Below are 12,787 nucleotides of genomic sequence, written 5' to 3'. Positions count from 1 at the left end.
AAAATATTTTTATTCTAAGTTGTGTCTGTGGAAATGACAAGAAGTATATTCGATAAACAAGTGAATTATAGGGGAAGGGCGGATTAAAATGATATTACACGCAAAATCGTTCCACAATAAAGATAAAATCCAACGTGCTAAAATAGGACTTCAACTTTTTCTGAGTATCTTAATCATTACTTCAATTATCCTAAATGTAGTAGTAATAATTACGAAAAGTATGCCACTTATTGTGGTATATATGTTTACCCCAGCATTATCTTCTATTTTGACTCGCATAATACTGAAAGAAGGGTTTAAAGATGTATCTTTTAGTCTCGGTAACTTAAAGATATGGAAAGGGATTGGTTTTGCTCTGCTAATCCCTATGATTATTTGTGGAATTACTTATTCTATCGCCTGGTCGAGCGGAATTGCGGGGTTTCAGTATCCCGAAGTTGGTATGTTTATTTTAGAACCGATCTACAATATGCTTGGGCTTCAGTATGTAACGGCACCATTCAGCTTCATTTATCTAGTAGTATTGAGCGGCATTTTCGGAAGTTTGCTTGGCTTAATCCCAGCTTTGGGAGAAGAAATGGGTTGGCGAGGTTATATGCTCACAAGGCTAGTCGATGCAGAGTTTTCACGGCCCATCCTTATTAGTGGATTGATTTGGGCAACGTGGCATGTTCCAATAGTTATTGCTGGTCTATATGTAGCGGGACCATCTGTCGTTCTTTCAGTACTTGGTATCTATCTTTGTATTGTACCATTCGGTTATATTATAGCTTATTTACGACTTATCACAGGTAGCATTTGGCCTTCGGTTATCATCCATGCTACTTGGAATGCCATTATTCAAGGACCTTTCACACGTGCAAGTACAGGGTATCAAACTGAGATTTGGATTGGAGAATCTGGCTTGATAACCGCTAGTATTATCTTGATTACTGCAATAATTACGTCTCGAATCGTAAATTTTACTAAATAGCATACGGATGTGTTTTAAATTCAATTAGTGAAATATGACGAGGCGAAATAAGATGCTCCTAAAAATATTAGAAAAAATCTAGTTGAACAGACTCTTACTTCATCTTAGGCTGCTGGATATGTGGGGGACATCAAGCTAAGAAAATAAACTTGGTTGCCATAAAAAACATAATGTTTTCATTTAAAGGCTATGAGATGAAATTTCATCATCTTCATCAAGTTTGACCTTCAGGAAATAAAAACTTAAACGATTATACAAATACTCTAACTGAAAAAACGATAGTCCTTCTACATTTTAGATAGAAGGACTATCGTTTATTTTTTTGACAAAATTAGGAGGTGATGTTCATAAAATGGATAATATAATTCGTATTTGCGTAAAGAGAAAAAGTTTTCCAAAGAAGATGTAGTTAATTTCCTTGGTATAACGGTTGATTGAAATTTCATTTTATAACTTGTAAAGGGCTGTGCAATGCATCGTACTATTGAAAAATCTAAATTTAATCATTAAATTGCGATAAAATGTGGTCGGAAATAATGAAATTTTAGGAAAAATAAGGTACACTAGTTTATGATTTTAGTTGAAAATCGTTTGACGTTAATGCATACGGGGGAAAGATTGATGAACAACAATACAACAAATGAATCAGTTGAAGAAATTGATCAAAAACGAGTAAGATCAAAAAAACGTTATACAAATTGGAAGTTTATTGCAGCGGGTATTGGTGTAATTGCACTTCTTATTGGGGGAATGAGTTATTATCAGGCAACTCACTTCAATTCGAATGTTACAATTAATGACACAAAAGTTGGTGGTCTGAGCGCTGATCAGGCAATACAGAAATTAAAGACATCTGGACTAGCAAACAAAGTCTATGTTGATCAACAACAAATTTTAGATGAAAAAGATACAAAAACAGAACTTACGGAAAAAGATTTGCCTCAAGTTAAGAAACTATTAAAAAACCAGTGGACATTTTTCCCTTCCTCAAAGGGAGAAAATTATTCATTGCTACCAGAGAAGGCAGAACAGTATCGTAGTGAAACGATGAAAAAACTTGTAGAAGAAAAGCTCATCTCTATGAATGAGAAATTAAAAGCGCCTCAAGATGCTATGGCGAAGCTAGAACAAGGGAAAATTGTTATTTCGAAAAGTGTTGAAGGAAAACAGTATGATGTTACTAGTCTACTGAAAGATTATGATAAGCAAAAATATAAAAGCGAAATTCATCTGAAGTCTGCATACATAAAACCTATTAAAGAAGACGATCCGATTGTCAAAAAAGAGGAGAAAGCACTACAGAATCTTCTTGGGCAGTCTGTTGAGTATAAAGTGCAGGATGAAGTTTATCCTTTAAAAGCGAAAGATTTAATTCAAAATGCCTCTATGTCAAAGGATATGAAAGTTACAATTGATGCGAGTGACATTAAGAAGAAAATTACTGAAATTAATAATGCCAAATCAACATTAAATAAAGATTTCTCATTTAAAACTCATTCCGGTTCAGTCATATCAGTAAAAGGAGAAGGATACGGCTGGGCACTAGATGTTGAAAAAGAAACTAAACAAGTTCAACAAGCCTTTGAGAAAGGCGAAAAATCGCTTTCTGCTTCTAATATTCACGGGAATGGTTGGGAGAAGGAAGGTATCGGTTATAAAACAACATCGAATAATGGCATCGGAGACACGTATGCAGAAGTTTCAATTGCAGAGCAACAAATTTGGATTTACAAAGATGGAAAATTAGTTGTTACAACAAATGTAGTAACTGGTAAACATAGTACTGGTGAAGATACATCACCAGGTGTGTGGTACGTCCTATATAAACGAACACCATATACGCTAAGAGGTAACGCAGTAGGAAAAGCTGATTATGCGGTTAAAGTAGATTACTGGGTTCCATTCACAAATAGTGGTCAAGGATTCCACGATGCCGGCTGGCGCAAAGACTGGGGAAATAATGCTTATTTAACAGGAGGATCAGGTGGGTGTGTGAACCTTCTTCCTAATGTTGCAAAAACTGTATATGATAGTTTGAACACGTATGATCCAGTTATTGTGTATTAAAAAATAGCTACGTATCAAGAAATAAACAAAGCAGGAAATCTTATCTGATGGTATATGAAAAAACACCTCTTGCATTCGCATACTAAGTGTGCAAATGCAATGGAGGTGTTTTTGTTTGAATACAAGAGCGTATTGCTTATAAGAAACAAAGTAGAAAGAAATAATAAGTATTCAAATAGTCAATGAAATTGACAATGAATATCATTTTCACTTAATATAGAATCATTGCATTTAATTAGACATGAATTTTTTGTTAATATAATAGATTTCTATTAAGTTGTCACATTTAAGAACTATCATTAAATATTTTAAGAATTTAAACGTAGGAAAGGGTAATATAAAATGAACTGGAAAAAAGGCGGATTATGGGTTATTATTTTTTTCGTTGTAAAAGGCACGATTTCTACACTTTTAATCGTTACAGGTGCTAAATATTTTGATTTATCATTTATGCAACTTATCTTATTAATTCTGACCTTATTAGTGATTTCTCTAATAAGCCGAAAATTGCTGTATAGACATAAACAAAACAAAAAGCAAAAAGAGCTAAATATATAATGGAGCCCCAGAGACCTTTGGATTTCTGGGGTTTTATTTTGATAGTTTTTTCGCATGTATATCAATTTAACAGAATAGGTTGTCCAAAATGATAAAATCGATGATGTTTAAAATGCGTCAGTTATTTTTAATAACGATTGATACCCGTATTTCTACAATCTATATAAATGACTCAATCTCCGCATCTTTTGAATGCCCTTCAATAAAACATAAGCAAAATAATTACCAATCCTATGCAAGAAAGTTAGGCTAGTTAATCGCATATATTTTATTGAAAGGATGTGATTGAATTATGGAACGGCCGAATTGGGGAATTGGAGGATTAGTATTCGTTGGCTGTATGTTTCTTGGTGGAGGAGTGGGATCTATGTTAGGTAATGCCCAAACTGGATGGCTAATAGGAATGGGCGCTGGATTTCTTGGTATGGCTTTAACGAGACTGTTCAGAAAATAATGTAACTGAGATTCTTCTTCTGGTAAATAAGGAAATATGTAAGTAAGTCATGGCATAAGAGTTCTATAAATTATAGTTAGAATCTTCTCTTTTGTATTTGTCTTTTCTAAATTTCTCCATACATAGATATAATTCTCAAGTCGGAGGATGGCACCTTAGGGTGTCTTTTTTATGCTCTTTAAAAATGTCTTACCATTATAATAGCTGAGTTTTGCTTTCAGTCTCCGATGTCCATTAAGCATAAAATAAAAATTCTGCACCATTTAAACTCTGATAACAATTCATACGATCAAGAATAATTGAGTTAATAGCTTTCGGTAGATCGCCATCATTTTTTTATAATAGATTAGATTCATTGCCGTTTCAGACCTATGTATGAATTCATAATCTAATAGTAAAAGGAGGAATGATTAAAGGTATGGCGGTTAATGAGGAATCAATTTGTCAACAGTTTGCAAGAATCATTGGCGGTCAAGAAGGATTCGCTGGTGGGAAATGCGTGGCAACAATAAACCGAGATGAAATACGAGCAACAATCTTGGGAAAACGTTTTAGAGTAACAACTTCCTTTTCATTCGAATCACGAGACAATAAAACTGGACGGGCATTATGCCTAGGCCGAGTAGCACTCTTACAAAAAGAAGTCACTGAATTTGTGGCGACAATTATTAAACAAGGAATAATCGTTTCGTCTATACACAATGAGTGGTTATGTGATGATCCAAATTTAATTTACGTTAATATCGAAGACGTTGATGATCCACTAAATTTTGCAAGAAAAGTGAGAAGAGCGTTATGCACGTAATCAATTTCTTTAGTTAAACGAGTGATTATATTAAATTGAAAAGTTCAGCGTGTTGGATGGTTTTATAAAACGAAAGAAGGCGTTTCATATTTGGAATGCCTTTTCTTTATGTGTTCGTTACTAATGTGGGTGGTTAACTGATTATATGCTGTTTATCTTGCAACAGCAAGAACTGGACGAGGTATCTTTAAAGGTGTTTGACTGTCTATAGATACCGTATTTTACCAAATGTTATTAGCATATCATAAAACGATAAGGGAGAAATCGCCTTCATACCAACCAATCAAAATCTTGAGGTACTATTCTTTATGTTGTAAGGTTTCACTATTATTTTCATCAATTACTCAACGTACTGCTTCGATGTTTTCTGGAGTCATTTTAATAAATCCTTGCTTTTCATGAGATAATACTTTTTGATGAGTCATTTTGTGCATGGCATTGATTATATGACGATTAGAATTGAGGTCAAGTATTACCTCTTCACCTTTAATTCTATCAGTCTGCTTTTCCTTAACTCCTGATTATATTAGCTTCAATAACATATGATCATTCTTAAGAATGTCATTGAAATGTACGAATAGATGTTAGTGCAGCAAAATAAATTGTGTTATGATATGAGGAAATATAAAGCTATGTAACGGAGGGAATAACATGCCGCATGTTGTGTTTCGTGGAATTACTACTGAACAATTAAAAAGCATAAGCAAGCCATTAGTAGAAGAACTCGCAGATATCTGTGAGTGTGGTACGGATAATTTCACCTTGGAACTACCAAGTTCTACGTTTGTATTCAATGGAGAAGAAATAGAAGCGTTTCCTCTTATTGAAGTGAAATGGTTCGAGCGTGGACAGGAAATTCGTGATCGATTTGCCAAGGCCATTACTACATATGTAATGGATTTTGGACTTCCAGAAGTAGAGGTTGTATTTACAGTTTTCACAGAATCAGCCTATTATATTAACGGGAAGCATTGTGCAAGTTAGAGTTATTAGAAAGATTTTTATAACACTAAGAAAAGAAATAGGAGAGGATATCCTATTTCTTTTTATTCCTATAATAAAATATGTTTCATTAAAAACAAGGGCCGGAATTCCGGCTCCTTTTCTATCCTAAAGTCTTACTTTATCTCTCCGTCTCAAAAAACTCAATCCATTCTCCATCAGGACCAGCGAAGAATATGTAACGTGTTCCATCTGGTAATGTTTCGATTTCTTCTCCTAGTAAAAAGGTTACTGCGTGTTTCTTCAGTCTTTCGATCTCATCCCCTAATGAATCCACTTTAAAGCAAATGTGATGTACTTTTCCTTCTGCCGGAAGAGAAGAGTTGTAGCCTTCAATGAGTTCTAGTATCGTTTCTTTTGATTCTTCCACACCTAAAAAAGCGAGTTTTAAGTCTGGATTCGGATGACCCATACGTTTCATGAGCTGTAAGCCGACTACTTTTTCATAAAATGAAATAGATGTTTCTAAGTTTGCAACCATAAGTCCTACGTGTTCAATTCTTCTAACTGGCATGTAGATTCCTTCTTTCTGAAAATTATATACAATATATTATTGAAAATTAAGAAAATAAGCAAGATAAAAACCTTACAAATTTTAGCGTGTTATATGGTATAGTGAGAAAGTATGTTTGGGGAGAAGGAAGGAGATTATACGATGAATACAACTACTCAAACTCCTTCATTATCGGAAACGATGAAAGAGTGGCATTATGCATTAGCATATGAAATTAAACATTGGAAAACGATAGGTGGTAGTAAAATTTCTATCATGAATGGTCGTTTTTTATATACAGATTATGAAAGTACAGTATACGTATTTCAGCTTATTTCGGAAGTAAGCTTACCTGAAGGTTCACCCATTCGAATTGAGTTTGATGGTGAGGAAGCGACAGGAGAAGTATTGTCTGTACATGGATTAGAAATAGAACTGAAATTAAATGATTATATACAAGGTGAAATACGAGAAGCTGTTTTATATAGTGAACCGTGGCAACTTTTAGAGCAACTACAAGAGAGGTTGAAAGAAGCACGTAAAGATAAGCTGAAACGTAATCGTATAAAGCGTCTTGTTGATGGGACGAGCAGTCCGAAACATATTGAGAAGATGAAAAATCCAAAAAATGAACTGGCATATCGTTCGTTTTATAATCCGACAACGTACGTATGGGGACCGCCGGGAACAGGGAAGTCTTACAATTTATCACGTATTATTTCGGCTCATTATCAAAAAGGAAAATCGGTACTTGTGTTAGCTCATAGTAATGCGGCAGTAGACGTATTAATGAGTGAAGTAACGAAGCAAATTGAGAAGAAAAAGAAATGGACGCCTGGTGAAATTGTTCGTTACGGTTATAGTCAACATGAACATATACGAAATCATGAAACGTTACTTGCGTCGAAGTTAGTTGAAACGACGAACGGATCTTGGGGTGAGGAAAGACTCTATTTAGAAGAGACACGACAAGATCTTCGTGAAAAAATCTTATCGTATAAAGCAACATCTGCTGATAAGAAGCGTATACAAGAGATTGAAAGTGATCTTCGAAAGCAAAAGGCTAAAATTAAAGAAGTAGAAAAAGAATATATTGAAAATGCAAAAGTAATCGGCGCAACTTTATCAAAATGTGCCATTGATTCACTTATTTATGAGCGTACATTTGATTTAGTTGTTGTAGATGAAGTAAGTATGGCATATGTTCCGCAAATTGCATTAGCTGCTTCACTTGGAAAACGTATCGTCGTTTGCGGTGACTTTTTACAGTTACCTCCAATTGCGATGGCAAATCATGAACTCGTTCGCAAATGGCTTGGGGAAGATATATTTTACCATGCTGGGATTGTTGAGTCTGTTAATAAATCAGAAGCACACCCAAACCTATTTATGTTGCAGGAACAAAGACGTATGCATGCGGATATATCGAAGTTTACGAATTCGTTTATTTATAAAAATAGAGTATACGATCATCCGTCTGTTTCAGAACGTAAGGAACTTGCGAAACTACAACCGTTCGCAAATGAGGCGAGTGTTTTATTTGATACGAGCCAAATGGGAGCTTTTTCGTTAAAAGATGCTGCTTCTGGTTCACGTTTTAACATTATGTCTGGTTTAGTAGCAATGCAAATGATGTTAATCGGATTGTTAGATGGTGTGCAATCAATTGGTATTGTGACACCTTACAGGGCGCAGTCACGCTTTTTAGCGACGTGTATTAGAGAAATGTTGCAGAGAACGAAATATCAAAACATACCAGTTTTAGCGGCGACAGTTCATAAGTTCCAAGGTTCTGAAAGAGATATGATGATCTTTGATACGGTTGACAGTTATCCGCAAGAACGACCTGGCGTATTATTCTTTGATCACAAAAACCATCGCCTCGTCAATGTAGCAGTGACAAGGGCGAGAGGGAAGTTCATTCAATTATCAGATTGCCATTATATGCGTAAAAACCTTTCGAGAAAACAAGCGTTATCACAATTAACAGCTCATATAGAACGTCACGGAGATGTGTATGATCGCACGACATCAAGACAATTGTGGGAACGGAAAATTTCGAAACGTTTACGCTGGTTTATGGAAATGAATCTTGAAGAGCCGAAAGGGTTATTAAAAGATATTTTAGCCGCAAAACGAAAAATTATTATTTCACTTCCAAGTACAAAACAAGTGGATAAGCGAGTATGGCAAGCGTTAATGCGTACAAATGCGCAAATAACAGTTTATAGTGATGGACCAGTTCCACTGAAAAATGTAAAGTTACAAAGACAAAATAAAGCATTCCCGTTTATCGTAATTGATGATGAAATCTTCTGGGCAGGCGCACCGCTTACATCTCAAATGATGTTTGAAGGTAGTACGGAATTTCCGTACGTATGTGCAAGACTGCAAGCACCTGAGACAATTGGTGTATTAAAAGGATTTTTAGATATTCGGTAAATTCGGATAGGAATTCCTTGACTTTTACTTGGAATGAACTTAGAATAAAAAATAATTTAATATAATTTTATGAAAATTCTTATCACGAGAGGTGGAGGGACTGGCCCTATGATACCTCGGCAGCGGATTCGTTATGAATACTGTGCCAATTCCAGCAAGGTAACTTGAAAGATAAGAAAGAAGCTCATTTTGACTGTATATACAGAAGCCTCTTTCTATCTTTTAGAAAGAGGCTTTTTTATGTGAAAATAAAAGGAGGAAGAAAAATGGGAGCGACAGGAGTAGCGTCACAAAGAAAAACAATTGAAGAGAGTATCGAAAGAAATAAGGAAAAGTACATAGAAACAAGTCATGATATTCATGCGAATCCGGAAATTGGTAACCAAGAGTTTTATGCATCTAGAACGTTAAGTTTATTGCTAGGCAGTGCAGGATTTCAGTTGCAGCACAATATAGCTGGACATGAAACGGGATTTATCGCGCGAAAAAGCTCTGGAAAACAAGGACCTGCAATCGCATTTTTAGCGGAGTACGACGCTTTACCAGGACTAGGTCATGCGTGTGGTCACAATTTAATTGGCACAATTAGCGTTGCAGCAGCAATCGCATTATCAGAAACGCTTGAAGAAATTGGCGGGGAAGTTGTCGTGTTTGGTACGCCAGCAGAAGAAGGCGGGCCAAATGGTAGCGCGAAATCAAGTTATGTAAAGGCAGGTTTATTTAAAGACATTGATGCGGCGCTTATGATTCATCCGAGCGGAAAGACAGCGACAACGAGTCCTTCACTAGCAGTCGATCCACTTGATTTTCATTTTTACGGAAAAACAGCTCACGCTGCAGCTTCGCCAGAAGAAGGGATTAACGCATTAGATGCGGTTATTCAGCTCTATAACGGTATTAACGCACTTCGCCAACAACTCCCGTCAGACGTGAGAATTCATGGTGTCATTACAGAGGGCGGAAAAGCACCTAATATTATTCCTGACTATGCCGCAGCAAGATTCTTCATCCGTGCAGCAACGAGAAAAAGATGCGCGGAAGTAACAGAAAAAGTAAGAAACATTGCACAGGGAGCAGCATTAGCAACAGGTGCAAAAGTAAAAATCCATCAATTTCAAAATGAAATCGATGAATTACTCGTAACAAAAACATATAACGATATCGTAGCGGAAGAACTAGAACTATTAGGTGAAGATGTAAATCGTAAAGAAAGAGTAGGGATTGGTTCAACCGACGCAGGAAACGTAAGTCAAGTCGTACCGACAATTCATCCGTACATTAAAATCGGACCAGATGATTTAATTGCACATACGAATGAATTTAGAGAAGCAGCACGTTCAGAACTTGGAGATAAAGCATTAATTACATCGGCAAAAGCATTAGCAAATACAGCGTATCGATTAATTACGGAAGAAGGGTTGTTAGAGAAGGTGAAGGAGGAGTTTAGAGAGGCGCAGAGGAATCAAGGGTAAGGGGATTAAGGTGCTTTTTTCGAATAGAGATCTAATTCATAAGTAGAGATATAAAAAAGAACATTGAAATATCAATGTTCTTTTTTTGTTTACTAATCATTGATTTCATTGGCTTTTCTCATAAAGGAAAAACTTTTACTGTTAGCCGGGGATAATACGTATCCCTTTATTAGAACGACAATTTCTCCTCAAACTCACTCTTTAAAACAATTAAAGGAGACGATAATCCAAATTGCATTAAAGAGTCTAAAAATGTAGCGAGAGAATCCATCGAATCGCTCATGACCTTCATCATATAATTAAATTCCCCGCTAATTCGGTATAAATCTGTTACTTCAGGAGCGGCATTACAAAATTGAATAAAATCAGAGCATTGGCTCGTTTTAAACATGATGAATGCTTGAATGTTTTTATTAATTTTTGCAGGCTCAAATTTCGTTCGATAAGCCGCTATAACTCCTTGATCTTCAAGCTTGTTAATACGTTCTTTTACAGCAGGTTGCGTCATGGATATAATTCGTCCTATTTCTGAAACAGAAATTCTCGCATTTTCATATAACAGGTTCATAATTTTATGATCGATTTCATCCAATTTTACAGCGTTTTGCATTGTGGAGCCTCCTTGTTATGTTTTCTAAAGTGAATTGCAAATTATAACTATAATATCATAAGTGAACGAACTGAATTACCTATAAATCTATATTTAAAATGATTAGTATTTGCATGAAAATATAAGTATAGGGTTTATCAAAAGGGAATTTAGGAAGGATGGAAAAAATGAAGAATCTTGATGGGAAAGTAGCATTAGTAACAGGGGCAAGTCGCGGCATTGGTCGTGCGATTGCGATGAGATTGGCAAACGACGGTGCATTAGTTGCGATTCACTACGGCCGAAATAAAATAGCTGCAGACGAAACAATTAGTGAGATTGAATCTAATGGAGGAAAGGCATTCTTAATTGAAGCTGATCTCAATTTAATGGATGGTGTCAAAAAAATAGTAGAACAATTGAAGAATGAATTACAAATAAGAGTTGGTACATCAGAGATTGATATTTTAGTAAACAATGCAGGGATAGGTACACAAGGGACGATTGAAAATACGACAGAAGAAGTTTTTGATGAAATTATGGCTGTAAATATTAAGGCGCCATTCTTTTTAATTCAGCAAACATTACCGTTACTACGAGTAGAAGGGCGCGTTATTAACATTTCATCAGCGGAAGTAAGACTTGGTTTTACAGGGTCCATTGCATACGGTTTAAGTAAAGGTGCACTAAATACGATGACACTTCCTCTAGCTAAACATCTTGGAGAACGAGGTATAACAGTGAATACAATTATGCCTGGATATACGAAGACAGATATGAATGCGAAATTGCTAGATGATTCAGAAATACGGAATTTTGCTACGAATTCATCTGTGTTCGGACGAATAGGGCAAGTTGAAGATATTGCAGATGTAGTAGCATTCCTTGCTTCTTCTGATAGCCGCTGGGTAACAGGGCAGATTATAGATGTCTCTGGAGGGTTTTGTTTATAGGGGCACTACTCCATAACCAGCAAGCTAATTAAGTAAATTACTAGTTATGAAACGATCCTCGTTTCATAACTAGTAATCTATAGAAAGGTAGAGATGATAAAGAAATTTATTAAAACGTGATTTTTTCGCTAGGAAATTTGAATAAAGGGGCTATTTTTCATTATTCGTAATCTAAAATAATCAAATTTTATTTTACAGTAACAATAAAACAAAATTATTGACCGTATGGTACAAAAAGGGTATTCTATTCATGTTATCTTTAAAATGAGAGGAGGATACGATTGAATAAACGCGGCAGACCTCGAGAGTTTGATTATTCCTCAATTGTAGATGTTGCAATGAAAACATTTTGGTTAAGAGGATATGAAGGATGTTCTACACAAGATTTATGCAGTGATACAGGACTTGGAAAAGGAAGTTTATACAATACTTTCGGTAGTAAACATGAACTGTATAAACAAGTATTAGAACGCTACCATGAAATTGGGATTAGGGAACAAAAGAAATTGTTACATACTCCAATTCCAGTTAAAGAACGATTAAGTAATTTTTTTGAATGGGCATTGAAAGAAGACTTTGAGAATATGGATCAAAAAGGATGTTTATTGATTAATGCCAGTATAGAACGTGCTAAAAACGATTTAATGGTACAAGAAATTTTCTCGAAGCATGTTGAACTTCTTAAACAAGCTATTGAAACAGTGATGGAGGAAGGATTGCAAACAGGTGAAATTTCAAAGAAGCAATCAGCTGAAGAATTAGCTAGTCTGCTTTTAAGCAGTTATTACGGATTCCGTGTTCTTAATGTATCGATGCAAAATCGGATGTTGTCTGAACAAGTTATCAAAGGAACAGTAGAGTCTATTTGTGGCGCTTAGTGCGCCCTTTTTTCGCACTATTTTTGTACCGATCATTACAGTAATGAATAAGGAGTGTTTTTATGCCATCGATTATTTATTTATTTATTAGCTTTAGCAAT

General features: G+C 35.4%; 12 protein-coding genes, 1 pseudogene and 1 riboswitch. Of the genes and pseudogenes, 10 read left to right on the top strand and 3 right to left on the bottom strand.

Translation table 11 applies throughout. The features are described from left to right. Positions 1–88: 88 nt before the first annotated feature. From ACQGSG_RS15085 to ACQGSG_RS15065, 5 genes are all read left to right on the top strand, one after another. Complete coding sequence (locus ACQGSG_RS15085; RefSeq protein ID WP_000600470.1) at positions 89–973, top strand: CPBP family intramembrane glutamic endopeptidase; 885 nt, start codon at positions 89–91, stop codon at positions 971–973. Positions 974–1,594: 621 nt separating this feature from the next. Then, on the top strand, positions 1,595–3,040 hold the full coding sequence (locus ACQGSG_RS15080; RefSeq protein ID WP_140337579.1) for a L,D-transpeptidase family protein: 1,446 nt from the start codon (positions 1,595–1,597) through the stop codon (positions 3,038–3,040). A gap of 342 nt (positions 3,041–3,382) precedes the next feature. Further along, entirely contained in the window at positions 3,383–3,598 is a 216-nt protein-coding gene (locus tag ACQGSG_RS15075; RefSeq protein ID WP_001104104.1) for a hypothetical protein, read from the top strand. A gap of 292 nt (positions 3,599–3,890) precedes the next feature. After that, positions 3,891–4,052 (top strand): hypothetical protein, encoded by a 162-nt coding sequence (locus tag ACQGSG_RS15070; protein ID WP_000441008.1) that lies wholly within the window; start codon positions 3,891–3,893, stop codon positions 4,050–4,052. A 418-nt stretch (positions 4,053–4,470) separates the two neighbouring features. Continuing rightward, positions 4,471–4,857, top strand: coding sequence for a DUF1259 domain-containing protein (locus tag ACQGSG_RS15065; RefSeq protein ID WP_001986336.1), 387 nt, complete (start codon positions 4,471–4,473; stop codon positions 4,855–4,857). 302 nt (positions 4,858–5,159) lie between these two features. Here the strand turns inward: ACQGSG_RS15065 and ACQGSG_RS15060 are convergent. Next, a pseudogene (locus ACQGSG_RS15060) lies at positions 5,160–5,378 on the bottom strand (DUF6241 domain-containing protein); the annotation flags it as partial. A 130-nt stretch (positions 5,379–5,508) separates the two neighbouring features. Between ACQGSG_RS15060 and ACQGSG_RS15055 the strand changes: the two are divergent. Further along, positions 5,509–5,841 (top strand): DUF1904 family protein, encoded by a 333-nt coding sequence (locus ACQGSG_RS15055; RefSeq protein WP_001120970.1) that lies wholly within the window; start codon positions 5,509–5,511, stop codon positions 5,839–5,841. 139 nt (positions 5,842–5,980) lie between these two features. Here ACQGSG_RS15055 and ACQGSG_RS15050 read toward each other — a convergent pair whose 3' ends face one another. Continuing rightward, positions 5,981–6,373 carry a VOC family protein gene (locus ACQGSG_RS15050; protein ID WP_061654905.1) on the bottom strand — a complete coding sequence of 131 codons (393 nt, stop codon included), beginning with the start codon at positions 6,371–6,373 and terminating at the stop codon, positions 5,981–5,983. Between the two features lie 111 nt (positions 6,374–6,484). Between ACQGSG_RS15050 and ACQGSG_RS15045 the strand changes: the two genes are divergently transcribed. Then, positions 6,485–8,794 carry an AAA domain-containing protein gene (locus ACQGSG_RS15045; protein WP_325842661.1) on the top strand — a complete coding sequence of 770 codons (2,310 nt, stop codon included), beginning with the start codon at positions 6,485–6,487 and terminating at the stop codon, positions 8,792–8,794. A 76-nt stretch (positions 8,795–8,870) separates the two neighbouring features. Next, positions 8,871–8,972: riboswitch (SAM riboswitch) on the top strand. An 88-nt stretch (positions 8,973–9,060) separates the two neighbouring features. After that, positions 9,061–10,266, top strand: a complete 1,206-nt coding sequence (locus tag ACQGSG_RS15040; protein WP_061654903.1) for a M20 family metallopeptidase — start codon at positions 9,061–9,063, stop codon at positions 10,264–10,266. Between the two features lie 169 nt (positions 10,267–10,435). Here the strand turns inward: ACQGSG_RS15040 and ACQGSG_RS15035 are convergent, their stop codons facing one another. Continuing rightward, positions 10,436–10,876, bottom strand: a complete 441-nt coding sequence (locus ACQGSG_RS15035) for an Lrp/AsnC family transcriptional regulator (RefSeq protein WP_001178562.1) — start codon at positions 10,874–10,876, stop codon at positions 10,436–10,438. Between the two features lie 167 nt (positions 10,877–11,043). Here ACQGSG_RS15035 and ACQGSG_RS15030 point away from each other — a divergent pair, with 167 nt between their 5' ends. Then, entirely contained in the window at positions 11,044–11,808 is a 765-nt protein-coding gene (locus ACQGSG_RS15030) for an SDR family oxidoreductase (RefSeq protein WP_033668450.1), read from the top strand. Positions 11,809–12,089: 281 nt separating this feature from the next. Further along, positions 12,090–12,686, top strand: a complete 597-nt coding sequence (locus ACQGSG_RS15025; RefSeq protein ID WP_001042191.1) for a TetR/AcrR family transcriptional regulator — start codon at positions 12,090–12,092, stop codon at positions 12,684–12,686. Positions 12,687–12,787: the final 101 nt, after the last annotated feature.

The organism is Bacillus sp. GMa5/1 (assembly GCF_050172015.1).
Lineage (GTDB): Bacteria > Bacillota > Bacilli > Bacillales > Bacillaceae_G > Bacillus_A > Bacillus_A cereus.
The sequence above is the reverse complement of the archived record's forward strand: the minus strand, read 5'-3'. Positions and strand labels throughout refer to the sequence as shown.

Coding starts and splice junctions, on each gene's coding strand:
- ACQGSG_RS15085 (WP_000600470.1), top strand. CDS start 89: ATGATATTACACGCAAAATCGTTCCACAATAAAGATAAAATCCAACGT.
- ACQGSG_RS15080 (WP_140337579.1), top strand. CDS start 1,595: ATGAACAACAATACAACAAATGAATCAGTTGAAGAAATTGATCAAAAA.
- ACQGSG_RS15075 (WP_001104104.1), top strand. CDS start 3,383: ATGAACTGGAAAAAAGGCGGATTATGGGTTATTATTTTTTTCGTTGTA.
- ACQGSG_RS15070 (WP_000441008.1), top strand. CDS start 3,891: ATGGAACGGCCGAATTGGGGAATTGGAGGATTAGTATTCGTTGGCTGT.
- ACQGSG_RS15065 (WP_001986336.1), top strand. CDS start 4,471: ATGGCGGTTAATGAGGAATCAATTTGTCAACAGTTTGCAAGAATCATT.
- ACQGSG_RS15055 (WP_001120970.1), top strand. CDS start 5,509: ATGCCGCATGTTGTGTTTCGTGGAATTACTACTGAACAATTAAAAAGC.
- ACQGSG_RS15050 (WP_061654905.1), bottom strand. CDS start 6,373: ATGCCAGTTAGAAGAATTGAACACGTAGGACTTATGGTTGCAAACTTA.
- ACQGSG_RS15045 (WP_325842661.1), top strand. CDS start 6,485: ATGTTTGGGGAGAAGGAAGGAGATTATACGATGAATACAACTACTCAA.
- ACQGSG_RS15040 (WP_061654903.1), top strand. CDS start 9,061: ATGGGAGCGACAGGAGTAGCGTCACAAAGAAAAACAATTGAAGAGAGT.
- ACQGSG_RS15035 (WP_001178562.1), bottom strand. CDS start 10,876: ATGCAAAACGCTGTAAAATTGGATGAAATCGATCATAAAATTATGAAC.
- ACQGSG_RS15030 (WP_033668450.1), top strand. CDS start 11,044: ATGAAGAATCTTGATGGGAAAGTAGCATTAGTAACAGGGGCAAGTCGC.